This is a genomic window from Janthinobacterium sp. SUN176 (assembly GCF_030587335.1).
GTDB lineage: Bacteria > Pseudomonadota > Gammaproteobacteria > Burkholderiales > Burkholderiaceae_D > Janthinobacterium > Janthinobacterium kumbetense.
In genome coordinates, this window is the sequence record NZ_JAPWIA010000001.1 from 462,404 (window position 1) to 486,634 (window position 24,231).

Annotated in this window: 20 protein-coding genes; 17 read left to right on the forward strand and 3 right to left on the reverse strand. The window is 62.1% G+C overall.

From position 1 onward, the window contains the following. Positions 1 to 206: 206 nt before the first annotated feature. From O3299_RS02220 to O3299_RS02235, 4 genes are all read left to right on the forward strand, one after another. Complete coding sequence (locus O3299_RS02220) at positions 207 to 2,786, forward strand: DUF349 domain-containing protein (RefSeq protein ID WP_305061395.1); 2,580 nt, start codon at positions 207 to 209, stop codon at positions 2,784 to 2,786. Further along, the gene (gene moaE / locus O3299_RS02225; RefSeq protein ID WP_289906625.1) at positions 2,783 to 3,256 is read left to right on the forward strand and encodes a molybdopterin synthase catalytic subunit MoaE; all 474 of its coding nucleotides are present in this window, start codon (positions 2,783 to 2,785) and stop codon (positions 3,254 to 3,256) included. The genes O3299_RS02220 and moaE overlap by 4 nt, the downstream gene beginning before the upstream one ends. A 121-nt stretch (positions 3,257 to 3,377) precedes the next feature. Beyond that, complete coding sequence (gene clpB / locus O3299_RS02230) at positions 3,378 to 5,984, forward strand: ATP-dependent chaperone ClpB (protein WP_305061396.1); 2,607 nt, start codon at positions 3,378 to 3,380, stop codon at positions 5,982 to 5,984. 114 nt (positions 5,985 to 6,098) lie between these two features. Then, entirely contained in the window at positions 6,099 to 7,220 is a 1,122-nt protein-coding gene (locus tag O3299_RS02235) for a polyamine ABC transporter substrate-binding protein (RefSeq protein WP_077402136.1), read from the forward strand. Between the two features lie 83 nt (positions 7,221 to 7,303). Here O3299_RS02235 and O3299_RS02240 read toward each other — a convergent pair whose 3' ends face one another. The 3 genes from O3299_RS02240 to ppk1 all read right to left on the reverse strand — a co-directional run bounded on the left by O3299_RS02240 (position 7,304) and on the right by ppk1 (position 10,305). After that, complete coding sequence (locus O3299_RS02240; protein WP_257218666.1) at positions 7,304 to 7,429, reverse strand: hypothetical protein; 126 nt, start codon at positions 7,427 to 7,429, stop codon at positions 7,304 to 7,306. A gap of 298 nt (positions 7,430 to 7,727) precedes the next feature. After that, on the reverse strand, positions 7,728 to 8,186 hold the full coding sequence (sixA, locus tag O3299_RS02245; protein WP_070254143.1) for a phosphohistidine phosphatase SixA: 459 nt from the start codon (positions 8,184 to 8,186) through the stop codon (positions 7,728 to 7,730). Between the two features lie 25 nt (positions 8,187 to 8,211). Further along, positions 8,212 to 10,305, reverse strand: a complete 2,094-nt coding sequence (gene ppk1 / locus O3299_RS02250; RefSeq protein ID WP_099664711.1) for a polyphosphate kinase 1 — start codon at positions 10,303 to 10,305, stop codon at positions 8,212 to 8,214. A 271-nt stretch (positions 10,306 to 10,576) separates the two neighbouring features. On the opposite strand from ppk1, the gene pstS reads away from it, so the two are divergent. The 13 genes from pstS (at position 10,577) to O3299_RS02315 (ending at position 24,227) form a co-directional block, all read left to right on the forward strand. Further along, positions 10,577 to 11,626, forward strand: a complete 1,050-nt coding sequence (gene pstS, locus O3299_RS02255; protein WP_099664710.1) for a phosphate ABC transporter substrate-binding protein PstS — start codon at positions 10,577 to 10,579, stop codon at positions 11,624 to 11,626. A 229-nt stretch (positions 11,627 to 11,855) separates the two neighbouring features. After that, positions 11,856 to 12,827, forward strand: coding sequence for a phosphate ABC transporter permease subunit PstC (gene pstC / locus O3299_RS02260; RefSeq protein WP_099664709.1), 972 nt, complete (start codon positions 11,856 to 11,858; stop codon positions 12,825 to 12,827). Further along, positions 12,824 to 13,711, forward strand: coding sequence for a phosphate ABC transporter permease PstA (pstA, locus tag O3299_RS02265; protein ID WP_077402151.1), 888 nt, complete (start codon positions 12,824 to 12,826; stop codon positions 13,709 to 13,711). The genes pstC and pstA overlap by 4 nt, the downstream gene beginning before the upstream one ends. 38 nt (positions 13,712 to 13,749) lie before the next feature. Next, on the forward strand, positions 13,750 to 14,532 hold the full coding sequence (gene pstB / locus O3299_RS02270) for a phosphate ABC transporter ATP-binding protein PstB (RefSeq protein ID WP_010396817.1): 783 nt from the start codon (positions 13,750 to 13,752) through the stop codon (positions 14,530 to 14,532). A gap of 42 nt (positions 14,533 to 14,574) precedes the next feature. Next, positions 14,575 to 15,285 (forward strand): phosphate signaling complex protein PhoU, encoded by a 711-nt coding sequence (gene phoU, locus O3299_RS02275; RefSeq protein WP_034778131.1) that lies wholly within the window; start codon positions 14,575 to 14,577, stop codon positions 15,283 to 15,285. A gap of 5 nt (positions 15,286 to 15,290) precedes the next feature. After that, entirely contained in the window at positions 15,291 to 15,980 is a 690-nt protein-coding gene (locus O3299_RS02280; RefSeq protein ID WP_034755074.1) for a response regulator, read from the forward strand. Between the two features lie 11 nt (positions 15,981 to 15,991). Beyond that, the gene (phoR, locus tag O3299_RS02285; protein ID WP_034778134.1) at positions 15,992 to 17,308 is read left to right on the forward strand and encodes a phosphate regulon sensor histidine kinase PhoR; all 1,317 of its coding nucleotides are present in this window, start codon (positions 15,992 to 15,994) and stop codon (positions 17,306 to 17,308) included. Between the two features lie 72 nt (positions 17,309 to 17,380). Further along, positions 17,381 to 18,577, forward strand: a complete 1,197-nt coding sequence (gene senA / locus O3299_RS02290) for a selenoneine synthase SenA (RefSeq protein WP_305061397.1) — start codon at positions 17,381 to 17,383, stop codon at positions 18,575 to 18,577. A gap of 40 nt (positions 18,578 to 18,617) precedes the next feature. Next, complete coding sequence (locus O3299_RS02295; RefSeq protein ID WP_305061398.1) at positions 18,618 to 20,564, forward strand: UvrD-helicase domain-containing protein; 1,947 nt, start codon at positions 18,618 to 18,620, stop codon at positions 20,562 to 20,564. A gap of 94 nt (positions 20,565 to 20,658) precedes the next feature. After that, complete coding sequence (locus O3299_RS02300) at positions 20,659 to 21,573, forward strand: NAD-dependent epimerase/dehydratase family protein (RefSeq protein WP_305061399.1); 915 nt, start codon at positions 20,659 to 20,661, stop codon at positions 21,571 to 21,573. Between the two features lie 382 nt (positions 21,574 to 21,955). Then, entirely contained in the window at positions 21,956 to 22,339 is a 384-nt protein-coding gene (locus tag O3299_RS02305) for a LiaI-LiaF-like domain-containing protein (RefSeq protein WP_099668154.1), read from the forward strand. Then, a complete protein-coding gene (locus tag O3299_RS02310; protein ID WP_251351797.1) occupies positions 22,329 to 23,144 on the forward strand; it encodes a LiaI-LiaF-like domain-containing protein in 816 nt (271 codons plus the stop codon). Before O3299_RS02305 ends, O3299_RS02310 begins: the two co-directional genes overlap by 11 nt. 6 nt (positions 23,145 to 23,150) lie before the next feature. Next, positions 23,151 to 24,227: a sensor histidine kinase gene (locus O3299_RS02315; RefSeq protein WP_305061400.1), complete on the forward strand. Its 1,077-nt coding sequence runs from the start codon at positions 23,151 to 23,153 to the stop codon at positions 24,225 to 24,227. The last annotated feature ends 4 nt before the right edge of the window (positions 24,228 to 24,231 follow it).

Genomic DNA, 24,231 nt, shown 5'->3' on the forward strand with positions numbered 1-24,231 from the left:
CGAGCGCACACCCCGCAGGCGGTGTCTGCCGGAGGCGTTTTCGTGAGGGCGGCCGGCGCACCGTCTTAGGGCAAAAATCCAGGGGAAAGATTCGGAAAAGATTCGGAAAAGATTCGCTTTATTCATTTGATAACTTGTTCAGTCCTGTCCGATGCAATACCCCGGGCTTTGTTATGATGGTGGTTTTGATCCACGCGAAACCCGTCATGTTCGAATTTCTCTTCAAGCGTTCTGCCAGCAAGACTGCCGTACCCGACCCTGTCGTGGCAGAACAGGCCGCCGCCTCGGCGCAGAGCGCATCGCGCCGCGCCGAACAGGTGGCGCGTGCCCATGCCGTGGCTGGCGACGAGGCTGCCGCCTTTGAATTCATCGTGTCCAGCGAATTTGCCGATGCCCGTCTGATCGCGGCCGAACACGTCCACGCCTTGCCCCTGCTGGAAAAAGTCCACCACGCCATGCGCAACACGGACCGCCGCGTGGCCAAGCTGATGCAGGGCCGTATCGACCTGATCCGTCATCAGGCTGCCGAGACGCAACGCGCCCAGGCCAGCATCGACACGGCCCAGCGCCTGTTGAACGATGAAAAGCTCAGCCCCAACCAGGTAGCCGAACTGGACCGCCAATGGCAAGTCATCAAGGCCGCGCCGGAACTGGCGACCGCCTTTGCTGCCGCGCGCGCCGCCCTGGCCGCCCGCCTGGAAGCGCAAGTGGTGCTGCAGCGCGCCGTGATCGACGCCGTCGCCGCTGCACGCGCGCTGGCCAGCAATGGCCAGTCCGCCGGCGAGCTGGCGCAGGCGCTGGCCCGCCTGGACGGGGAACATGCGCAGCATGCGCAATCGCCCGAGCGCGGCTCCTTGCCGAAACACCTGGAAAGCGACTTCGCCCAGGCGCGCGAGCAGGCGCAGTCCGCCCTGCAAGCCTTGCAGCAACACCAGGCCGTGTTCGACGCGCGCCAGGTCGCGCTGGCCGAATGGCAGGCGCAGGACGCCGCCACGCTCGACGTGGATGCCCTGAAGCGCGCATGGCAAGCCCTGCCGCGCCTGCCCGAGTCGCCCTTGTCCGACAGCTTGCAGCAGCAATTTGCGGCCGTGCTGGCCAGCGCGCCGGCGCCCGTGCAGGCGGCAACGCCAGAGGCCTCACCGGCCCATGCGGACCCGGCGCCGCGCAAGCCGCGCGCGGAACACGCGCCCGTGTCGAAAGAAGCGACGGAACAGTTCTTCAAGGTGCTCGACGCCATGGAGGCGGCCCTGCAGGATGGCTTGCTGCACGTGGCTTCCGAGCATGACAAGACCCTGCGCGATAGCAAGCACGGCCGTTTGACACCTGCGCAAGCGGACCGCCTGGCCCATGTGCGCGGAGAATTCAAGCGCCTGGCCGACTGGGCGCGCTGGGGCGGCAATGTGTCGCGCGAGGAATTGGTCAAGGCGGGCGAGGAATTGCCGGCACAGGAACTTCCAATGGCCGAGTTGGCCAAGAAAGTGGGCAGCCTGCGCGAGCGCTGGAAGTCGCTCGATACCTTGTCCGGCCCGGCGCCGAAATCCCTGTGGGAACGTTTCGACGCCGCCTGCAGCCTCGCGTATGCGCCGGCGGCCCAGCATTTCAAGCAATTGGCCGAAGAGCGCCACGGCAACGCGGCCAAGGCCCAGGAACTGATCGCGGAAACGGCGGCCCTGGCGGCCGAAGAAAGCACCGACTGGAAACATGTCGCCTCCGCCTCGCAGCGCCTGCGCCAGGCCTGGACGCGCCTGGGCACCATCGACCGCAAGGAAAAGAAACGCCTGGATACGGAATTCGGTGCCGCGCTGGACGCCCTGTCGAAGCCGCTGGACACGCAGCGCCAGATCGAGACGGCGCGGCGCGAACAATTGATCGTCGAAGTGGGTCTGCTCAAGCCATCGGAGCGCAACACGGTCGACATGCTGAAAGCCTTGCAGGATAAATGGCAGGAACTGGCGAAAGCCCTGCCGCTGGAACGCCGCGCGGAACAGGCGCTGTGGCAGCGTTTCCGCGCCGCCTGCGACGATATCTTTGCCAAGCGCAAGGAAACGGCCCACGCGGCCGACCACGAGCGCCGCGAACACCTGCATGCGCGCGAAGCGCTGTGCGCCACGCTGGAAACGGCCGTCGTGCCCGAGGGCGACGACAAGTCCCGCACGGCCTTCATCCATCACTTGCTGCGCGACACGCGCGCCGCCTGGAACGCCACGGGCCCCGTGCCGCGCGCCAGCGAAGCGAAGATCGAGCAGCGCTACCACGCGGCCGTCGCCGGCGTGCAGGCGCAAGCGGACGCCATCGCCGAACGGGCCGGCGCGGCCCAGGCCAACGCCTTGCGCGACAAGCTGCGCCTGGTGCAATCGCTGGAAGCGTCGCTGGCCGATGGCGGCGCCGATGTCGACGCGCCAGCGTGGAGCGAGCGCTGGAGCGCCTTGCCGCCGCTCGATACGCAATACGAACGCAGCCTGCTGCAGCGCTTTGCCGCCGCCCAGGCCGCGCTGGGCGAGGGCGCTTGCGCCTACGTGCAGCAATTGCAGGCCAACGAGGCCCGCTTGCTCGAGGAGGTCTTGCGCCTGGAAATCGTCGCCGGCGTCGACAGCGGCGCCGAATTTGCCCGCGACCGCCTGAAAATGCAGGTGGAAGTGCTGCAATCGTCGCTGAAATCGGGCCAGAAGCCGCTCACGCAAGTGTCGCAGCTGATGCAGCTGTGCGCGATTGCCGCCGCTACCGATGCGCGCACGGCCAGCCGCATCGAAACCCTGCTGCGCCGTATCGGAGGGCATGCCAAATGAGTACCAGCGTCCGCGTCCAGCAAGCTGATTTTGACTTGAGTCAAGAAATCGCACAATTGCGTGCAGGCAACCCCAAGGTGGGCGCCGTCGTCGGCTTTGTCGGCACGGTGCGCGACATGAACGAGGGGCTGGACGTGGCCGCCATGGAGCTCGAGCATTATCCGGGCATGACGGAAAAGTCCATCGAAGCCATCGTCGAGCAGGCGCGCGCGCGCTGGCCCCTGTCCGGCGCGCTGGTGATCCACCGCGTGGGGCCGTTGTTGCCGCAGGAGCAGATCGTGCTGGTGGCCGTCTCGTCCGCCCACCGGGGCGAGGCGTTCGCCGCCTGCGAGTTCATCATCGACTACCTGAAGACGGAAGCGCCGTTCTGGAAGAAGGAAGATACGCCGGAAGGCGCGCGCTGGGTCGATGCGCGCGACAGCGATGAGACGGCGCTGGACAAATGGGCGACAAAAGCAAGCACCATTTGAATCGTATCTGCCGCGCACGCTAGCATTTGCCCAAATGCAGCGGTTTTCTGCTTTGTGTATGCTTGAAAAGTACTGCCTCACCCCAATTTGGTTAACAACTAATTAACCGGGAGCGCTTTTCATGCGACAAGACAAACTCACTACCAAATTACAGGAAGCCCTGGCCGATGCGCAAAGCTTGGCCGTGGGCAACGACAATCCCTATATCGAACCAGTCCACCTGCTGACGGCCCTGTTGAACCAGGACGACGGCGGCGCCCGTTCGCTCTTGCAGCGGGCCGGCGTCAACGTGGGCGGCCTGTCCAAGGCCCTGGGCGCGTCCATCGAACGCTTGCCGAAGGTGTCGGGCACGGGCGGCGACGTGCAGGTCAGCCGCGAATTCGTGGCTCTGCTGAACCTGGCCGACAAGGAATCGCAAAAGGCGGGCGACCAGTTCGTGTCCAGCGAAATGGTCTTGCTGGCGATGACGGACGACAAGTCCGACTGCGGCAAGCTGGCGCGCGAAAACGGCCTGACCCGCAAGGCGCTGGAAGCGGCCATCGAGGCTGTGCGCGGCGGCAACAAGGTCGATTCGCAAGAAGCCGAAGGCCAGCGCGAAGCCTTGAAAAAATACACGCTGGACCTGACGGAGCGGGCGCGCAAGGGCAAGCTCGACCCTGTGATTGGCCGCGACGATGAAATCCGCCGCACCATCCAGATCCTGCAGCGCCGCAGCAAGAACAACCCCGTGCTGATCGGCGAACCGGGCGTGGGCAAGACGGCCATCGTCGAAGGCCTGGCGCAGCGCATCGTCAACGGCGAAGTGCCGGAATCGCTGAAAGGCAAGCGCGTACTGTCGCTGGACATGGCCGCCTTGCTGGCTGGCGCGAAATTCCGCGGCGAATTCGAGGAGCGCCTGAAATCCGTGCTGAAGGAACTGGCCATGGATGAAGGGCAAACCATCGTCTTCATCGATGAAATGCACACCATGGTGGGCGCGGGCAAGGCCGAAGGCGCGATGGATGCCGGCAATATGCTGAAACCGGCGCTGGCGCGCGGCGAACTGCACTGTGTGGGCGCGACCACCCTGGACGAGTACCGCAAGTACATCGAGAAGGATGCCGCGCTGGAACGCCGCTTCCAGAAAGTGCTCGTCGACGAACCGACCGTGGAGGCGACCATCGCCATCCTGCGCGGCTTGCAGGATAAATATGCGCTGCACCACAAGGTGGAAATCACGGACGCGGCCATCATTGCCGCCGCCGAGCTGTCGCACCGCTATATCACGGACCGTTTCCTGCCCGACAAGGCGATCGACCTGATCGATGAAGCGGCGGCGAAGATCAAGATCGAGATCGATTCGAAGCCGGAAGTGATGGACAAGCTGGAACGCCGTTTGATCCAGCTCAAGATCGAGCGCGAAGCTGTCAAGAAGGAAAAGGACGAAGCGTCGTTGCGCCGCCTGGCCTTGATCGAGGAAGAGATCGTCAAGCTGCAGCGCGAATACAATGACTTCGAGGAAATCCTGAAGGCGGAAAAAGCCGTGGTGCAGGGCAGCACGCACATCAAGGAAGAGATCGAGCACCTCAAGCTGCAGATGGAGCAAGCCACGCGCGAGAGCAATTGGCAGAAAGTGTCGGAATTGCAATACGGCAAGCTGCCGCAGCTGGAAGCCCAGCTCAAGCAGGCTGACAGCGGCATCCCGAAACTCGACCCTGACCAGCCGAAACTGCTGCGCACGGAAGTGGGCGCCGAGGAAATCGCCGAAGTGGTGTCGCGCGCGACGGGTATCCCCGTGTCGCGCATGATGCAGGGCGAGCGCGACAAGCTGCTGCACATCGAAGAGAAGCTGCATGAGCGCGTCGTGGGCCAGGATGAAGCGATCACGGCCGTGGCTGACGCCATCCGCCGTTCGCGCGCCGGCCTCTCCGACCCGAACCGTCCATATGGTTCCTTCATGTTCCTGGGACCGACGGGTGTCGGCAAGACCGAGCTGAGCAAGGCGCTGGCGACTTTCCTGTTCGATACGGAAGAATCGATGATCCGCATCGACATGAGCGAGTTCATGGAGAAGCATTCCGTGGCCCGCTTGATCGGCGCGCCACCGGGCTACGTGGGCTACGACGAGGGCGGCTACCTGACGGAAGCCGTGCGCCGCAAGCCGTACAGCGTGATCCTGCTCGACGAAGTGGAAAAGGCGCATGCCGACGTCTTCAACGTGCTGCTGCAAGTGCTCGACGATGGACGCATGACGGATGGCCAGGGCCGCACGGTGGACTTCAAGAATACCGTCATCATCATGACCTCGAACCTGGGTTCGCATAAAATCCAGGCCATGGAAAGCGATGATCCCGGTGTCGTGAAGCTGGCCGTGATGGCCGAGGTACGCTCGCACTTCCGTCCCGAGTTCGTCAACCGTATCGACGAAATCGTCGTGTTCCACGGCCTCGACGAGAAAAACATCGGCGCGATCGCGAAGATCCAGCTGAAGATCCTCGAAGAACGCCTTGCGCGCATGGACATGGCGCTGAGCTTGACGGACGCGGCCTTGCAGCAGATCGCCGAGGCGGGCTACGACCCGGTGTATGGCGCCCGTCCGCTGAAGCGGGCGATCCAGCAGCAGATCGAAAATCCGCTGTCGAAGCTGATTCTGGAAGGCAAGTTCGGCCCGAAAGACGAAATCCGCATCGACGCCCAGAACGGCAACCTCGTATTTACGGGGGCGCAAGTGGGGCTGGACAAGGTGTAATGTTGCTTGGGGTCTGACCCCGGCAGTGAAAGCAGGGCGGTATCAGGCTAGACCTGATGCCGCCCTTCTTGTTATGATCGGCACTATTTTCTGACTAATTCCGGAGGCGGTACGATGGCAAACACATGGCAAGCAGGGCGGCGCATTGGAGTGGGATTGGCCTTGGCGGCGGCCGTACTGGCCTTGCCTGGCCAAGCTCAGGCTCAGGAAGAAAAGGTCCTGAACATCTATAACTGGTCAGACTATATCGGCGACGATACGATCAAGAATTTTGAGAAGGAAACGGGCATCAAGGTACGCTACGACGTTTTCGACAATAACGAAATCCTCAATGCGAAACTGGTGGCGGGCAAGTCTGGCTACGACATCGTCGTGCCGACGGCCCAGTGGGCACGCCTGCAGATCGATGCGGGCCTGTTGCGCAAGCTCGACAAGAGCAAGTTGACGAATTTGGGCAACCTGGACCAGAACCTGCAGGCCAAGCTGTCGAAGATCGACCCGAACAACGATTACCTGGTCGACTGGCTGTGGGGCTATACGACGGTGGGCATCAACGTCAACAAGGTCAAGGCGGCGCTGGGCGGCATGCCCATGCCTGACAACGCCTGGGACCTGATCTTCGACCCGAAATACGCGGCGAAGCTGAAATCGTGCGGCGTGTCCTTCCTCGATTCGCCGTCGGAAGTGCTGCCGGCCGCGTTGCAATACCTGGGCAAGCCCGCGTACTCGAAAGCGGCCGCCGATTACCAGGAAGCGGGCAAGGTGCTGCAGGCGATCCGTCCCTACGTGACCCTGTTCAGCTCATCCGGCTACATCAACGACATGGCCAACGGTTCCGTCTGCGTCGCGCTGGGCTGGTCGGGCGACATCAATATTGCGCGCCAGCGCGCCATCGATGCGAAAAACGGCAATGTGATCCAGGTGCTGGTGCCGAAGACGGCCGCCCTGATGTTCGATACCATGGCCATCCCCGCCGACGCGCCCCATCCGAGCAACGCGCACCTGTTCATTAACTATATTTTGCGCCCGCAAGTGCATGCCAGCCTGAGCAACAAGGTGTTCTACGCGAATCCGAATCCGGCCAGCATCAAATATGTGCGCAAGGACATCGGTGAAAACAAGGCCATCTTCCTGTCGGACGCCGACAAGCAGCGCATGGCCGCACCGGAAGCGACCACGGCAGATATCCGCCGCTTGATGACGCGTATCTATACGAAGTTCAAGACGGGAGTGTAAGGCGGGAGTGTAAAAACAAGGATGGCGCGAGGGACGGGCCTGTAGGCCGTCGCTGGCGCCATGCGATATTGCCGAGGCGAACACTACTCGTGGTAGCGATCCATCAGCTTGTGGTGACTGCCGCGCATTTCTTCGATCAGTTCAAAGGCGACGAAGCCGATGATGGCGGCGAAGATGGCGATGAAGAGAAAAACGACGAAGGTTAACATGGTCTTTCAGCCGCCGTTGGACGGCTGTCCGCTGGGTTGCTCAATGTGCCAGAGCAGCGCTCCAACACGTAGTTGATGCAATTAAACTCTAGCAGATCGGCAGCGCTTTACAAGGCCGCCGAGTTGTAATTCCTGCTAGTATTTGTCCCAGCGCACTTTTTGCGCATTTTCTCTATTTCACCACCAGATCGTGCGCCATCACGGCCTTCAGATATACACTGATGGGGGCGCCTGGTGCGCGCTGCGAGAACCCGTCCATCCTTGCGCTGGCCTTGCGCAGTTCCCTGCTCGAGCACCGTTATTTCACCACCAGATCATGCGCCATCACGGCTTTCAAATAAACACTGATCGGGTCGCCTGGTTCGCGCTGGGAGAACCACCACGCGCTGGCCTTGCGCAGTTCCCATTCCTGCTCTTCTCCCGTCAATAGCAGGGCGGCGGCCTGGCCCAGGGTGGGCTGGTGGCCGACGATGAGCACGGTTTCCTTGCCGCCGGGCCAGTTGGCCGCCTTCAGGATATCCTCCGCCTCGGCGCCGGGCGCCAGTTCCGGCATCAGCTTGAACTTGCGCCCCAGCGCTTCCGCCGTTTGCAGGGTGCGCAGGGCGGGGCTGACGAGGATACGGCAATTTTCCGGTAGTTGCGAGGCCAGCCATTCCCCCATGCGGCGCGCCTGTTTCTGGCCTTTGACGGTCAGGGCGCGTTCGAGGTCGGGGACGCCCGGCTCGGCTTCTGCGTGTCGCCACAAGATGAGATCCATGCTGTGCTCCTCTGTGTAGAATTGCCTATTCGCCGACCTCCGCGCCCGGCGTGCCCAGTGAATGCATCAAATACTGCTGGGCACTGAACGGCGTTTGCTTGCCGCGCGGCTTGCGGCGCGCGTAATGGCCCGTCGGCTCCAGTTCCCATGCATTGGTATTATCCTTCAAATACGGATTCAGGCCCTCGGCGATCACGCGCCGCTTCAGCGCCCGGTCCAGCACGGGGAAGGCCACTTCCACCCTGCGGAACAGGTTGCGGCTCATCCAGTCGGCGCTGGCCAGGTAGACATCGTGCGCCAGGTCGTTGCGGAAGTAGTAAATGCGGCTGTGTTCGAGGAAACGGCCGATCACGGAGCGCACCTTGATGTTTTCCGACAGGCCAGGCACGCCCGGCTTCAGGGTGCAGGCGCCGCGCACGATCAGGTCGATCTTCACGCCATCGGTCGAGGCCGCATACAGGGCGCGGATCACGGATTCATCCACCAGCGCGTTGACTTTCACGATGATGCGCCCGCGCCGGCCCGAACGGGCGATCTTCGCCTCGTTGCGGATGGCCTTGATGATCTCGCTTTGCAGGCCGAACGGGGCCAGCCACAAATGGTTCAGGTTGTGCGGCTTGGTCAGGCTGGTCAGGTGGATGAAGACTTCATTGACTTCCACGGCCAGGTCCTGGTTGGCCGTCAGCAAGCCGAAGTCCGTGTACAGCTTGGTTGTCGTGGGATGGTAGTTGCCGGTACCCAAGTGGGCGTAGAAGCGCAAGGAGCCTTCTTCGCGGCGGATGACGAGCGCCACCTTGGCATGGGTTTTCAGGCCCACGACGCCGTACACGACTTGCGCGCCGGCTTGCTCGAGCTTGTCGGCCCAGTTGATATTGGCTTCTTCGTCGAAACGCGCCATCAATTCCACGATGACGGTCACTTCCTTGCCCATCTTCGCCGCCGTAATGAGCGACTCCATCAGGTCCGAGTTCATGCCCGTGCGGTAAATCGTTTGCTTGATGGCGACGACGGACGGGTCGTAGGCGGCGCTGCGGATGAAGTCGATGACCGTCTGGAACGACTGGTAGGGGTGGTGCAGCAGGATGTCGTGCTTGGTCAGCGCGGCAAAGATGTCGTTGCCGATGGCTTTGTGCGCGAGGCCGGGGAAGAACGGCGGGAAGCGCAGCTCGGGCTGCTTGACGTGGTCGATCATTTCCGACAGGCGCACCAGGTTCACGGGGCCGTTGACGCGGTACAAGCGGCTTTGATCCAGATTAAACTGGTCGAGCAGGAACTGCGACAATTCTGGCGGGCAATTACGCGCCACTTCCAGGCGCACGGAGGTGCCGAACTGGCGACCCACCAGCTCGCCTTTCAGTGCCTGGCGCAAATTCTTGACTTCATCCTCGTCGACCCACAGGTCGCTGTCGCGCGTGACCCGGAATTGCGAATAGGCAATCACTTCGCGTCCGGCGAACAAGTCCGAGATATGCGCATGGATGACGGAGGATAATAAACAGAAGGACACGCCATCGCCGGAAATCTCGTCCGGCAGCTTGATGACGCGTGGCAAGACGCGGGGCGCCTTGACGATGGCGATCGCCGTGCCGCGGCCGAACGCATCCTTGCCGCTCAGCGAGACGATGAAATTGAGACTCTTGTTGACGACCTGCGGGAACGGGTGGGCCGGGTCGAGGCCGATCGGCGTCAGCAGGGGACGCACTTCGCGGTCGAAATATTCCTTCACCCACGCGCGCTGCGCCTCGTTGCGGTCGCTGTCGCGCAGCAAATGCACGCCCGCTTCGCGCAGGGCCGGCAAGACGTCGTTATTTAATATCTCGTACTGGCGTTCCACCAGCGCATGGCATTCCTTGCCGATGCGCTCCAGGTTGGCCGCCAGGGCAGGGTGGCCGGCCAGCGAACCGCCGATGCTGCCGGCCGCCAGCAGGCTGGCCACGCGCACCTCGAAAAACTCATCCATATTACTGCTGACGATGCACAGGTAGCGCAGGCGCTCGAGCAGCGGAATGTTCGGGTCTTCCGCCTGGGCCATCACGCGCCGGTTGAAAGTCAGTTGCGACAGCTCGCGGTCAAGCAGGATGCCCGATTTGGTCACTTCCGTGTGCAGTTCAGGTTTCATATTCTTTTGTCTTTGCAGATAGTTAATTCTAGCCGTATTTCATCATGTATGACGCGCTGTGAGTGTAATCATGAAATATGACGTAAGCGTGACATAAGCTGTCATAAAGCGTCGCCCGGCCTGTCATTTTTCATGCCGAAAAGGGATATTCTCGGGGCGTAGCCAATTATTTCAGGATTTTTTACCCATGTCATAAAGCTGTCATATTCGCTTGCTAGACTGCGCAGCATTCAACCGGGACTTTGAGCCCTAACAACCCTGAGGACTTGATATGCAAATGAAGCAAATGTTCAAATTTATCGTCGTGGGTGCTTCGGCAGCGATGGCATTTTCTTCCGCTTCCGTCATGGCGGCAGATATGACAGGTGCTGGCGCAACCTTCCCGTACCCTATCTACGCCAAATGGGCTGAGACGTACAAAGCCAACACCGGCAACGGCCTGAACTACCAGTCCGTCGGTTCCGGCGCCGGCATCAAGCAAATCAAGGCCAAGACTGTTGAATTCGGCGCCTCGGACATGCCTTTGAAGGCAGAAGAGCTGGAAGAAGCGGGCCTGATGCAGTTCCCGGCCATCATGGGCGGCGTGGTCACCATCGTCAACCTGGACGGCGTAACCCCAGGCCAGCTGAAAATGACGGGTAAAGTCGTTGGCGACATCTACCTGGGCAAGATCACCAAGTGGAGCGCGCCGGAAATCGCCGCACTGAACACGGGCGTCAAGCTGCCGGACACGGAAATTACCGTGGTACACCGCGCCGACGGTTCGGGCACGTCTTTCCTGTTCACCGACTTCCTGTCGAAAACCAACCCGGAATTCAAATCGAAAATCGGTGCTGGCTCGGCTGTGAAATGGGCCGTGGGCGTGGGCGGCAAGGGTAACGAAGGCGTCGCCGCCAACGTGCAGCGTATCAAGGGTTCGATCGGCTACGTCGAGTGGGCTTACGCCAAGAAAAACAAGATGTCGCACACCCAGCTGCAAAACAAGGATGGCAACTACCTGCAACCTGACGACGAAAACTTCAAGGCAGCAGCCGCTTCGGCACCTTGGACGCAAACCCCGGGCTTCGGCGTGGTTCTGACCGACCAAGCTGGCAAGAACAGCTGGCCGATCACCGGCGTGTCGTTCATCCTGATGCACAAGGTCCAGGCTGATGCAGCCAAGGCCAAGGAAGTCCTGAAATTCTTCGACTGGGCCTACAAAAACGGCGGCCCAGCTGCCGTCGAACTGGACTACGTGCCAATGCCGGCATCGGTCGTGAAACTGGTGCAAGAGTCGTGGAAAGCCAACCTGAAAGACGCATCGGGCAAGTCGATCTACTGATCCGATAGTCTGCATGCCTGACTAAGTACCCATCCTTGCCCCCGCCAGCAGCACGGCGGCGGGGCAGGGAGTTAGCCAGGACCGCCCGCAAGCCCTTGCAGACGGTCCTGGCTAAAGAAGCAACAATAAAACAAGAGTTCAAAATAGCGACACCGGCAGTACCACCCACATCTGGCACAATATGAGCGCACAATCTACCTCCTCCACGATCCCCATGCCAGGCGGCACCATGACCGATTCCATCAGTCACGCGCAAATGCTTTCCACCATGCGCAAGCAGCGCATCCAGGATTTTCTGTTCCACAAGGTGACGATGCTGTTCGCCCTGTCGGTGCTGATCGTCCTGGTCGGCATCATCATTTCGCTGATCATGGAATCGATACCGGCCTTCCAGACCTTCGGCCTGCATTTCATCGTGTCCGCGGAATGGGATCCTGTCAATGACCAGTACGGCGCCCTGATCCCCATCATCGGCACCCTGGTGACGTCCGTCATCGCCTTGCTGATCGCCTTTCCCGTCAGCTTCGGCATCGCCCTGTTCCTCACGGAAATTTGCCCGGCCTGGCTGCGTCGCCCGCTGGGCACGGCTGTCGAGCTGCTGGCCGGCGTGCCATCGATCATCTACGGCATCTGGGGCCTGTTCGTCTTCGCGCCCCTGTTCGCCGACCACGTCCAGCCTTTGCTGAAAGCCACCCTGGGCAACGTCCCCGTCATCGGCCAGCTGTTCAGCGGCCCCATGATGGGCATCGGCTTGCTGACGGCCGGCCTGGTGCTGGCCATCATGATCATCCCCTTCATCGCTTCCGTGATGCGCGACGTGTTCGAGATCGTGCCTGCCGTGCTGAAGGAATCCGCCTACGGCCTGGGTTGCACGCGCTGGGAAGTGGTGCGCAAGATTGTCTTGCCTTACACCAAGACCGGCGTCGTCGGCGGCGTCATGCTGGGCCTGGGCCGCGCGCTGGGCGAGACCATGGCCGTCACCTTCGTCATCGGCAACGCGAACAAGCTGTCGTGGTCGCTGTTTGCCGCCGGTAACAGCATCACCTCGCTGCTGGCGAACGAATTCGGCGAAGCGCAATCGGCGCTGCACGTGTCCTCGCTGTTCTCGCTGGCACTGATCCTGTTTGTCATCACCTTTATCGTCTTATCCGCCGCCAAGCTGATGCTGGCTGGCATGTCCCGCAAGGAAGGCACGAAATGAGCCAAGTAAGCACTCTCGACGTTCCGGCCAAGCCGGCCATGAACCCCGTCTACCGCAAGCGCCTGCTGATGCATCGTGTCGGCATCGCCCTGTCGGTGGCCGCCATGGCCCTGGGCCTGGCCGTGCTCGTGTGGATCCTGTTCACCCTGGTGATCAAGGGTTTCGGCGCCTTGTCCGTCGACCTGTTCACGCAAACGACGCCGGCTCCCGGCAGCGAAGGCGGCGGCCTGATCAATGCCATCGTCGGCAGCGCCCTGATGGTGGGCCTGGCAACCGTCGTCAGCACCCCGATCGGCATCCTGGCCGGCATCTACCTGGCCGAATACGGCGAAGAAAACAAGCTGGCGCAAGTGACGCGTTTTGTGACGGACATCATGCTGTCGGCACCATCGATCGTCATCGGCCTGTTCGTGTATGCGCTGTACGTGGCCCACGTGAAACACTTCTCCGGCTACGCGGGCGCCATCGCGCTGTCGCTGATCGCCGTGCCGGTGGTGGTGCGCACGACGGACAATATGCTGCGTCTGGTGCCGAACAGCCTGCTGGAAGCCGCGTTTGCCCTGGGCGCGCCGCGCTGGAAGGTCGCCACCCTGGTGCGCTTGCGCGCCGTCAAGGCCGGCGTCATCACCGGCGTACTGCTGGCATTGGCCCGCATCGCCGGCGAAACGGCACCGCTGCTGTTCACGGCCCTGAATAACCAGTTCCAAAGCTTCAACATGAATGCGCCGATGGCCAACTTGCCGTCCGTCATCGCATCGTTTGCGATGAGCCCGTACGACAACTGGCGCTCGCTGGCCTGGGGCGGCGCACTGCTGATCACCTTCAGCGTGCTGGCCCTGAATATCCTGTCGCGCACCGTGTTCAGCCAAAAAGTCCCTAATTAAACAGATACCGAGCGAAGCGAACCCATATGAATACGCAAATGAATCCAGCACAAGACCTGGCACCAAAGAAAAAAACCATCGAAATTTCGGGCCTGAACTTTTTTTACGGCAAAACGCAAAGCTTGCATAACGTCAACCTGGACATCCACGAAAAGAAGGTTACCGCTTTCATCGGCCCGTCCGGTTGCGGTAAATCAACCCTGCTGCGCACCCTGAACCGCATGTACGACCTGTACCCGGGTCAGCGCGCGGAAGGCTCGATCCTGTACCGCGGCCGCAACGTGCTCGACGCCGACCAGGACGTCAACATGCTGCGCGCCAAGGTCGGCATGGTGTTCCAGAAGCCGACGCCGTTCCCCATGTCCGTGTACGACAACATCGCTTTCGGCGTGCGCTTGTATGAAGACCTGTCGAAGGGCGAGATGGACGAGCGCGTCGAGTGGGCCCTGAAAAAGGCCGCGCTGTGGGGCGAAGTCAAGGATAAGCTGAGCAAGAGCGGCCTGTCGCTGTCGGGCGGCCAGCAGCAGCGTTTGTGCATCGCGCGCGGCGTGGCCGTGAAGCCGGACGTCTTGCTGCTCGACGAGCCGACCTCGGCGCTGGACCCGATCTCGACGTCGAAAGTGGAAGAGCTGATCAGCGAATTGAAACAGGATTACACGATCGCCATCGTGACGCACAATATGCAGCAGGCGGCGCGCTGCTCCGACTACACGGCCTATATGTATCTGGGCGAGCTGGTGGAATTCGGCGAAACGGACCAGATCTTCATGAATCCGGCCCGCAAGGAAACGCAGGATTACATCACGGGCCGCTTCGGCTGATCCGCCCCGCGCATACACAACAACTGAATACGGAGAGACAGCATGATAGGCGAACATTCATCCAAGCAATACGACAACGAACTCGAAGCGATCCGCTCGAAAGTGCTCCTGATGGGCGGCATCGTTGAAACCCAGTTCCTCGACGCGATGACGTGCTTCCGCATCGGCAATCCGGAACGCGCCGACCGCGTGATGCGCGAAGACGACGTCGTCAACCAGCTGGAAGTGTCGCTGGACGACGCCTGCAGCCATCTGATCGTGCGCCGCCAGCCGGCCGCCAACGATTTGCGCACCATCATGGCCACCATCAAGGTGATTACCGACCTCGAGCGCGTAGGCGACGAGGCGACGAAAATCGCCCGCGTGGCGAAGAATCTGCACAAGCGCGGCAACGGCGTCGTCAACCATTACGAAATGGTGCGCGGCATTGCCAACACGGCTACCGACATGCTGCACGATGCGCTGGACGCGTTCGCGCGCAACGATGGCAAGCAAGCCTTACAATTAATTGCACAAGATGCCATCATCGACCATGAGTTTCGGTCTATCATGCGCAACTTGATAACCTTTATGATGGAAGACCCGCGCACGATTTCGGCGGCGCTCGATACCCTGTGGGTGGCCAAGGCCATCGAACGGATCGGCGACCATGCGAAAAACATCGCCGAATACGTGATTTACGTGGTTGAAGGCAAGGACATCCGCCACACCAAGGTGGCTGCTCCCGCCATTTCCGAGGAGCTCCCTGAGTAAGCTTTATGGCATCTGATAAAACCACGGTATTGATTGTTGAAGATGAGCCGGCCATCGTTGAACTGGTGACCTATTCGCTGCGCGAATCCGGCTGGAATTGCTGTTCTGTACAAAACGTCGCCGATGCCTGGGAATTCATCCAGCACCGCACGCCGCACCTGATCCTGCTGGACTGGATGCTGCCGGATCAGACGGGCTTGCGCCTGCTGTCGCGCATCCGCGCCGACCGCAATTTCGCCGCCATCCCCGTCATCATGCTCACCGCCAAGAGCATGGAAGAAGACAAGCTGGCCGGCTTGAACAGCGGGGCCGACGATTACGTCACCAAGCCGTTCTCGCCGCGCGAGCTGCTGGCCCGCGCCAAGGCATTGCTGCGACGCAAGAGTCCGGAACACGCGCAGGCGCCCATGCGCGCCGGCAACGTGGCCCTGGACCCCGTCAGCTGCACCGTGATGATGGATGAACAGAAGATCGATATCGGCCATGCCGAATACAAGCTGCTGAAATTCCTGCTGGCCCATCCGGAACGCGTGTTTTCGCGCAGCCAGCTGCTCGACAAGGTGTGGGGCGACCATGTGGTGATCGAGGAACGCACGGTCGATGTCCACGTATTGCGCTTGCGCAAAGCCTTGAAAGAGGCGGAAAGCCTGATCAAGACGGTGCGCAGCGTCGGCTACATGTTGTCTGAAAAGTAAAGTTTGACTCTATGAATCCGAAATTGCTGTTCTGGGTACCGGCCGCCCTGCGCATGGTGCTGGCGCTGCTGGGCGTGGCCGTCGTCTGGTATCTGTTTGGCGCCACATATGCGCTGGGCATCGCCTTCGTGCTGATGGCCATGATGGTGTTCGTGCAGCTGTCGTATCTGTTCCAGCTGAGTAACTGGCTGGACAATCCGCAAAGCGCCAAGCTGCCCGACGGCTGGGGCGCCTGGACCAGCATTTTCGCGCGCCTGTACCGCATGCGCCGCGACGACGAGAAAAACCAGGCAGAGCTGACGGAATGGCTGGCGCGTTTCCGCCAGGCCATGCACCTGCTGCCCGACGGCGTCGTCATCATGGATGACGTGCTGTTCCTCGAATGGTGCAATCCTGCCGCCGAGAAACACCTGGGCCTCACGCACGAGCGCGACAAGGGCATGCGCGTGACGAACCTGATCCGCAGCCCCGAGTTCATGGATTACATCATCCTGGGCCGCTACGACCAGCCGCTGACGATCACCTTCCGCAACCGTAAGCTGATCGTGCAGATCATTCCATTCGAAAACCGCCGCCAGATTCTCGTCACGCACGATGTGACGGAGACGGAACGCATCGAAATGATGCGCCGCGACTTCATCGCCAACGCCTCGCATGAGCTGCGCACGCCGCTCACCGTCATCGTGGGCTTCCTGGAAATCGCTTCCGCCGAGCTGGACCTGGACGCCGCCACGCGCGCCGCCCACCTCAAGCTGATGACGGAGCAGGGCCACCGCATGCAGCATCTGATCGAGGACATGCTGACCCTGTCGCGCCTGGAATCGGTCGACTATCCGCTGCGTCCCGAACCGGTGGATATCAAGAAACTCATGCAGCAAGTCTTGCGCGACGCCAAAGGTTTGTCGGCCGGCAAGCATGAAGTGACCATGGAATGCAACGGTCCCGACGTGCTGGGCAGCTACGACGAGCTGTATAGCGCGTTTGGCAACCTGGCGTCGAACGCCGTGCGCTACACGCCGGCCGGCGGCACCATCACCCTGCGCTGGCAGGATGGTCCGGCCGGTCCGCAATTCATCGCGCAAGATACGGGCATCGGCATCAGCCAGGAACATATTTCGCGCCTGACGGAACGTTTCTACCGCGTCGACAAGAGCCGTTCGCGCGAAACCCAGGGCACGGGCCTGGGCCTGGCCATCGTCAAGCACGTGCTGCTGCGCCACGGCGGGACCCTGGCCATCCAGTCCGTGGCCGACAAGGGCAGCAGTTTTATTGTCAGCATGCCAAAATCGGTCGTCACGCCGCTGCAGGGCGAGCTGCTGGTCAAGTAGGCTGGGGGGCATGGCCCCCCATGTTTCCTGCGCGACTAGTGCAAGGTTGGCATAAGTCGTTACAATCAGGCCATGACTTTAATCAACGCCTCTTTTCGCCACGCCGGCGCGCAGCAACTGGCCCAGTCGCTGCAGGCCGCGCGCCAGGATACGCTTTCCCTGTTCGACTGTTATGTTACTGCCGGCCTGGACGTGGTGGCCGGCATGCCGCGCCACTCGCGGCTCACGCCGCCCTTGTGGCAACTCGCGCAGATCGCCTGGTTTGCCGAGTGGTTCATCCTGCGCGAAGCCGCTACCAGCCACCCGGCCGACGCCATTTATAACTCCCTGCTGACGCGTGGCGACGACTTGTTCGACGCGAACATGGTGGAGCACCGCGCGCGCTGGAAGCTGGAACTGCCCAGTCCGGGCGCCGTGAAGACGTATTGCCGCGAAGTACTCGACCGGGTGCTGGACAAACTCTCGCGCGAAGCCAATGTCGACAGCGCCCTGGCGCCGTACCGGCTGGCTCTGGCGCATGAAGACTTGTGCGGCGAAGAAATGCTGGCAGGTTTGCAATGGCTGGGCCTGGAAGCACCGGAGTCCCTGTCGGCCAGCCCGGCCTTGCCGCCGGGCGCGGGCGAGATCGCGTTTCCTGGGGGCACCATCGAACTGGGCTCGCCGCGCGGGACCGGTTTTGCCTTCGACAATGAATCGCCGCCCTACAGTTGCTACGTGGCGCCGTTTTCCATCGATGCCTGCGCCGTATCCAACGCCCAGTATGCCGATTTTGTCGCGGACGGCGGCTACCAGAACCGCCAGTTCTGGAGCGCTGCCGGCAGCGCCTGGCTGATGCAGCAGGAGCGCTCGTCGCCCCTGTACTGGCTGCGCGAAGCGACACAGTGGCGCACCATGCGTTTCGGCCAGCGCACGACCTTGCCGCCGAACGAAGCCGTGCGCCACATCAACCTGTTTGAAGCGCAGGCGTACTGCGCCTGGGCGGGGCGCCGCCTGGCGACCGAGGCGGAATGGGAGTATGCTGCGTTGTCCGGCCATCCGCGCTTTCACTGGGGCCAGGTGTGGGAGTGGACGGCGACGCCGTTCGAGCCGTATCCGGGCTTTGCGGTGGATGCCTGGCGCGAATATTCCGCGCCGTATTTCATGCAGCACCAGGTGCTGCGTGGCGCCGCCTTCGCCACGCCGCCGCGCCTGCATTCGGCCCGCATGCGCGCCTTCCACGCGCCCGAGCGGGGCGACGTCTTTGCCGGCCTGCGCACCTGCGCCTGGTAAGTCCCGGGACAGCCAGCCGCTACCCTTTTCAGGAATACTTTTGAGTACAGATAACGCCCCGCAGTTCATTCCCAAACGCATCACGCCCACGCCGGAACAGGTCGCCATCCAGACGGCGCAAAAGAAAGTGGTGCTGATCGACGCCAATGCCGGCGCGGCCAAGACGACGACCCTGGCCCTGCGCCTGGCCGAGGCGCTGCACCGGGGGCGCGCGCCCGAACGCATGCTGGCCCTCGTATTCACCGAGGCGGCGCGCGTGGCCCTGCGCCAGCGCTTGCTGGAAGTGGGCGTGCCGCTGGGTGTCGTCAAGCGCCTGACCATCGACACCTTCGACGCCTTTGCCGCCAAGGTGCTGTTGCAGCTGGAAAACATGCAGGTGGCAGCCATGCGCAGCGATGAAGAGTTGCGCCCGGTTGCCTGGGAAGCACTGGAAGTCGTGTCGGAAAAGTATGCTCACCGTTATCCGCTGGAAATCAATACGACCAACGGGGCGATCGCCGAGTTTTTGAAACTGCAATTGCGCACCAAGGCGCGCCTGGATTTCCAGAATCCCGACTTCGAGAGCAATTCCCTGGATGACAACCTGGAGCTGCTGGGCATGTCGCGCACGCATTATCTGTGGCTGCGCGAATACGAAGGCTTGCGCGGCGCCGACACGGGCGATATCCAGTTCCGCGCCCCGTTCGACGCCACCTACGACCTCGTGCGCATGCTCGACGGCGATGAGCCGCTGCGCCAGCAATTGCCCGCCTTCCAGATCATCGTCGCCGATGAATTGCACGATTTGAACGAAGCGTCGTTCCGGCTGCTGACCATGCTGATACGCCGCGGCAACGCGTTTTTCTGCGGCGCGGGCGACAAGGACCAGGTCATCTACACGTGGTCGGGCGCCGACCACCGCTTCCTGCGCCAGCGCTTCGAACAGGAATTCCCCGCCTTGCAGCGCTTGCCGCTGACGGCCTCCTACCGCTACGGCCCGCAGCTGGCGCACGCCGTGGGTGTGCTGAAAAACAAGGCCAGCGTCTCGGCCCTGTCGCGCGCCACCCACATCGAGCTGCTCGAGTACGACCATGCGCAGCCGCAAGCGTGCAGCGCCCAGCTGATCGCCGCGCTCGAGCACGCGCATGCGGGCACGACGGCCATCTTGCTGCGCGACCGCGACCAGGCGATCCGCGTGGAAACGGCGCTGTTCCAGAGCGGCATCGCGTATGGCCTGGTGGACATGAACAGCTATCTGCTGAGCCTGGAGGTGCTGATGCTGCGCGGCATGGTCGCCATCGCCCGCAAGGACTTGCACGCGATCAAGAGCGGCCCCCGCCGCGGCGAAATCCTCGAAGCCCTCGTGGCCTTCGCGGAAATCCCGTTTACGCGCACGGAATTGCAGCAAGCCAAGGCCGACGTGGCCAACTATCCCGACTTGTTGGAAGGTTTCCTGACGAACCAGCTGGCCAAGTCGCAGAACCAGGACAAGGCGGCGCTGACCCTGGCCGCCGTCGACTACCTGCGCGCACTGCCTCCCGACGCCCTGGCGGGCGATGCCTTGCAGCACATTTTTGACTTGATGCAGCTGGAACAGACGGCGCGCCGCATCTATGTCGACCCGGCGCAGGCGCGGGTCGTCGCCCGTTCCCTGCACGGTTTCATTGCCGTGTGCCGCGAAGCGGGCGTGGCGCTGGGCGGCTTTGCCGGCTGGCTGGGCGAGATGGAAGACGCCGTGACGGTTTCGACCGGCAAGGCCAAACTCGTCATCGCCTGCATCGACCAGATCAAGGGCCTCGAATACAACCACGTGATTTTGCCCTACCTGGCCGTCGACGAATTCCCGCGCAGCAAGACCGACCCGCTGGAAGAGGAAAACCGTTTCTATGTGGCCGCCACCCGCGCGCGCGACAGGCTCACCTTGCTGACGCCGCAAGACCCTGCTTACCAGAGCCGCTACATCGCCGCCTTGCAGCTCAAACAGAAGATTGTTGCGCCCAAGTCATAGATCTTTTGCCCTGCGGCTGCTTTTTGCGAAAGACGAAAGCGGGCATACTGGACTGGTGTGATTCACAGCAATCTAACCAGACAGGGAGCAGGATATGAAAGTATTTTTGACAGGCGCAGCAGGTTTCATCGGCAGTTCCATCGCGGCGGGCCTCGTGCGCGCCGGCCATCAGGTCACGGGCCTCGTGCGCAAACCGGAACAGGTGGCCGAACTGGCCAAGATCGGCGTGTTGGGCGTGCAGGGCGAGTTGAACGACCGCGCATTGCTCATCGAGCAGGCGAGGGCGGCGGACGCCGTCATCAACGCGGCCAGCAGCGACCACCGGGGCGCCGTCGAGGCGATCCTCGACGCGCTGACTGGCAGCAACAAGCCTTTCCTCCATACCAGCGGTTCGTCCATCGTGGGCGACGCTTCGGGTGGCGAGGGCACGCAGCAGATCTATTATGAAGACAAGTTGCCGGCGCCCACGGCCGACAAGGCGGCCCGCGTCGCCATCGACGACCTGGTGCTGGCCAGCGCAGGCAAGGGCGTGCGCGCCAGTGTGCTGTGCAACACCCTGATCTACGGCCATGGCGCCTTGCCGCGCGACAGCGTGCAACTGCCCCGTCTGCTCAAGCAGGCACGCAAGAGCGGCATCGTGCGCCACGTGGGACCGGGCCGCAACATCTGGTCGAACGTGCATATCGACGACGTCGTCAGCCTGTATTTGCTGGCGCTGGAAAAGTCGCCCGCCGGCACGTTTTACTTTGTCGAATCGGGCGAAGCGGCCTTCCGCGACATGACGGCTGCCATTGCCACGGCACTGGACCTGGGGCCCGCGCAGGATTGGCCGCTGCCCGAGGCGATAGCCGAATGGGGCTACGAGATGGCTTCCTACGGCCTCGGTTCCAACAGCCGCGTGCGCGGCGAGCGGGCGCGCAAGCTGCTGGGCTGGCAGCCGCAGGGACCGTCCGTGCTGGCATGGATCAAGAACGACATGCTGCACCCGCCGCATGCCAGCACCGTTTGATGCAGCTCAGCAAAACCTCATCAGTGTGCGCTAGCGAACGGTGCTTTGTGGCGATCGGGAGTATGATGGCTTTGCTTGGTTGAGACGCACTGCCGTGAAGTTGGCGGCATGTTCGATCTTCCAGCAGGTCAGCCGGTCGCCTCAAGGATCGGCACCAGATTTCCGTCGCCGGCGCGCGTGCGCCATGCGGCTGTGCACTGCAACTCCAGGTCGCGGTGTGGACTGCGAACCCCTTCAAGGCCGGCTCTAGCCGGTCTTTTTTTTGCCCGTTGTTTCCGCCGCCGCGCCATTCACCGCTGTCTTTCCGCCATTCGCCGAAGCGGTGTTTTCCCCCGTCCGAAATCCGCGTATCTTTACGATCAACCAACTTCAAGGGGTGACCGTGAAACCTGAACCAGCTTATTGCCGCCGTACCCAGCTGCTGTGGGGCGTGCTGCTGATCGCCACCGGCGCCATCATCCTGCTGGACCGGCTCGATATGATCTATCTCCACGATTACTATTCACTATGGCATTATTGGCCGGTGATACTGGTCGTTTTCGGCTTGAACAAGCTGCTCACGCCAGTGTCCGCCAAGCAGGTATTGAGCGGTCTGTGGCTGATCTTTTTCGCCGCCTGGTGGTATGTATCGTATGAAGAACTGTGGAACTTGAGTTTTTATAACAGCTGGCCCGCCTTGCTGATCGCCTGGGGCGTGGGCCTCGTGCTGGAGCCGCTGTTGAACAAACATTTTATTGCCTACCGGGAGTCCGAGCATGAAAAATAAACCGCCGCTGCACTCGCCATCGCAGATCGTGCTGGGTGTCATCGTCATCGGCCTGGGACTGTTGTTCCTGCTCGATAACCTCGGTTTCATCGATGTGCGCTACACCTTCCGTTTCTGGCCCACGGCGCTGATCGTGTTTGGCCTGCTGAAACTGTCGCAAAGCCGCAGCGCGAACGGTTATTTATTGGGCGGCATGCTGGTGCTGCTGGGCGTGGCCTGGACCCTCAAGCACATGGGCATCTTCTACATGAACTGGGACTTGCTGTGGCCCCTGCTGATCATCGGCCTGGGCGTGGCCGTGGTGTCGAAGTCCCTGCCCGGCGCGCAGCAGCGCCAGCGCCGCCGGCGCTTTGCCGCACAACAAGATGGAAGCGCTGCGCCCGACTCGTTCGGCCAGGCCAGGAATGGCGCCGTGTCGCTGGACAAGGATGCCGCCGATGCCACTGCGGCGCCCGGCGCTGGCGGCCAGGCGGACGATGACAGCATCATCGAGGTGACGGCCATCCTCGGCGGCTATGTGCGGCGCGTGTCGTCGCAGCGCTTCAAGGGCGGCGATATCAATGTCATCATGGCCGGCTGCGAAATCGACTTGCGCCAGGCGTCGATCGAAGGCGAAGCTGTGCTCAACGTATTTGCCCTGTGCGGCGGCGTCACCATCAAGATTCCGCCCGACTGGAGCGTCGTGCTGCAGGGCACGCCCATCCTCGGCGGCTTCGAAGAAAAGACCATCGTGCCGCCGAACCAGAACAAGCGTCTGTATGTGACGGGCTACGCCATCATGGGCGGCCTGGAAATCCGCAACTAGGCGCGCATGTCGGGGCCCTTGTCGAAGCGGCGCAGCGCCGTGGTGGTGTTCCTGGTCTGCATCGCGCTGGGTCTGGCCCTGGCCTTTATTCTGGCCAGGGTGGCGCACGCGCCCTGGCTCAATGCCGTCGTGCTGGTGGTGCCTGCCACGCTCGTGTATGCGATCGGCTCGGGGTTTTCCGCGTTTTACCTGTGCCGCGCCTACCCCTTGCATGCCCGCCATCCGCTCGCCATCGCCGGCGTGGTGGGCGTGGCGGCCCTGTTTGCGGGCTTGCTGTGGGCCACCCTGCTGCAATTTCTGAATAGCGTCAGCCTGTTGCTGGAGCTGCGCTGGCTGGGCGTGAACCTGACGCAATCGCTGCTGGCCCTGTTCTTCGGCCTGGGCGTGCTGCTGTATTGTCTTGCTGCTGCAGTGCATTATCTGTTGCTGGAATTCGTGCGCGCCAGAATGGCCGAGCAGCGGGGGCTGGAAGCGCAGCTGACGGCGCAGGAAGCGCAATTGCGCATGCTGCGCACGCAAATCGATCCACATTTCCTGTTCAACAGCTTGAACTCCATCAGCGCCTTGACGTCTATCGATGTGGCGGGCGCGCGCCAGATGACGGTGCAACTGGCCAGTTTCTTTCGCCAGAGCCTGAGCCTGGAAGCGCACAAGCACATCACCGTGGAACAGGAACTGGTGTTGATCCGCCATTTTCTTGCCATCGAGCACGTGCGTTTTGGCGAACGCCTGCAAGTGGCGGAAAGCATCGACGCTGCCGCGCTGGCGTGTCTGCTGCCGCCCATGCTGATACAGCCGCTGGTGGAAAATGCCGTCAAGCATGGTATCTGCGGCTTGACGGAGGGCGGCCTGATCGCCATCGAGGCCCGGCGCGCAGGCAGCCTGCTGCAGATCGCCGTGCGCAATCCGGTTGATGCAGATCAAGGGCCTGTTCGCGGCAATGGCGTGGGCCTGGAGAATGTGCGCCAGCGCCTGGCCGGCGCGTATGGCCACGAAGCCAGCGTGCACTGGGGCCGGCGCGACGGCCAGTTCGAAGTGATGATTTCCATGCCGGCGCAGACCGGCGACACGGAGGAAGCATGATGCA

Bases quoted from the DNA above. Each gene is read 5' to 3' on its own strand.
- O3299_RS02240 (WP_257218666.1), bottom strand. From the start codon at position 7,429: ATGTTAACCTTCGTCGTTTTTCTCTTCATCGCCATCTTCGCCGCCATC.
- O3299_RS02300 (WP_305061399.1), top strand. From the start codon at position 20,659: ATGAAAGTATTTTTGACAGGCGCAGCAGGTTTCATCGGCAGTTCCATC.
- pstS (WP_099664710.1), top strand. From the start codon at position 10,577: ATGCAAATGAAGCAAATGTTCAAATTTATCGTCGTGGGTGCTTCGGCA.
- O3299_RS02315 (WP_305061400.1), top strand. From the start codon at position 23,151: ATGTCGGGGCCCTTGTCGAAGCGGCGCAGCGCCGTGGTGGTGTTCCTG.
- phoR (WP_034778134.1), top strand. From the start codon at position 15,992: ATGAATCCGAAATTGCTGTTCTGGGTACCGGCCGCCCTGCGCATGGTG.
- O3299_RS02220 (WP_305061395.1), top strand. From the start codon at position 207: ATGTTCGAATTTCTCTTCAAGCGTTCTGCCAGCAAGACTGCCGTACCC.
- phoU (WP_034778131.1), top strand. From the start codon at position 14,575: ATGATAGGCGAACATTCATCCAAGCAATACGACAACGAACTCGAAGCG.
- ppk1 (WP_099664711.1), bottom strand. From the start codon at position 10,305: ATGAAACCTGAACTGCACACGGAAGTGACCAAATCGGGCATCCTGCTT.
- moaE (WP_289906625.1), top strand. From the start codon at position 2,783: ATGAGTACCAGCGTCCGCGTCCAGCAAGCTGATTTTGACTTGAGTCAA.
- pstA (WP_077402151.1), top strand. From the start codon at position 12,824: ATGAGCCAAGTAAGCACTCTCGACGTTCCGGCCAAGCCGGCCATGAAC.
- O3299_RS02310 (WP_251351797.1), top strand. From the start codon at position 22,329: ATGAAAAATAAACCGCCGCTGCACTCGCCATCGCAGATCGTGCTGGGT.
- O3299_RS02235 (WP_077402136.1), top strand. From the start codon at position 6,099: ATGGCAAACACATGGCAAGCAGGGCGGCGCATTGGAGTGGGATTGGCC.
- pstB (WP_010396817.1), top strand. From the start codon at position 13,750: ATGAATCCAGCACAAGACCTGGCACCAAAGAAAAAAACCATCGAAATT.
- O3299_RS02280 (WP_034755074.1), top strand. From the start codon at position 15,291: ATGGCATCTGATAAAACCACGGTATTGATTGTTGAAGATGAGCCGGCC.
- senA (WP_305061397.1), top strand. From the start codon at position 17,381: ATGACTTTAATCAACGCCTCTTTTCGCCACGCCGGCGCGCAGCAACTG.
- clpB (WP_305061396.1), top strand. From the start codon at position 3,378: ATGCGACAAGACAAACTCACTACCAAATTACAGGAAGCCCTGGCCGAT.
- pstC (WP_099664709.1), top strand. From the start codon at position 11,856: ATGACCGATTCCATCAGTCACGCGCAAATGCTTTCCACCATGCGCAAG.
- sixA (WP_070254143.1), bottom strand. From the start codon at position 8,186: ATGGATCTCATCTTGTGGCGACACGCAGAAGCCGAGCCGGGCGTCCCC.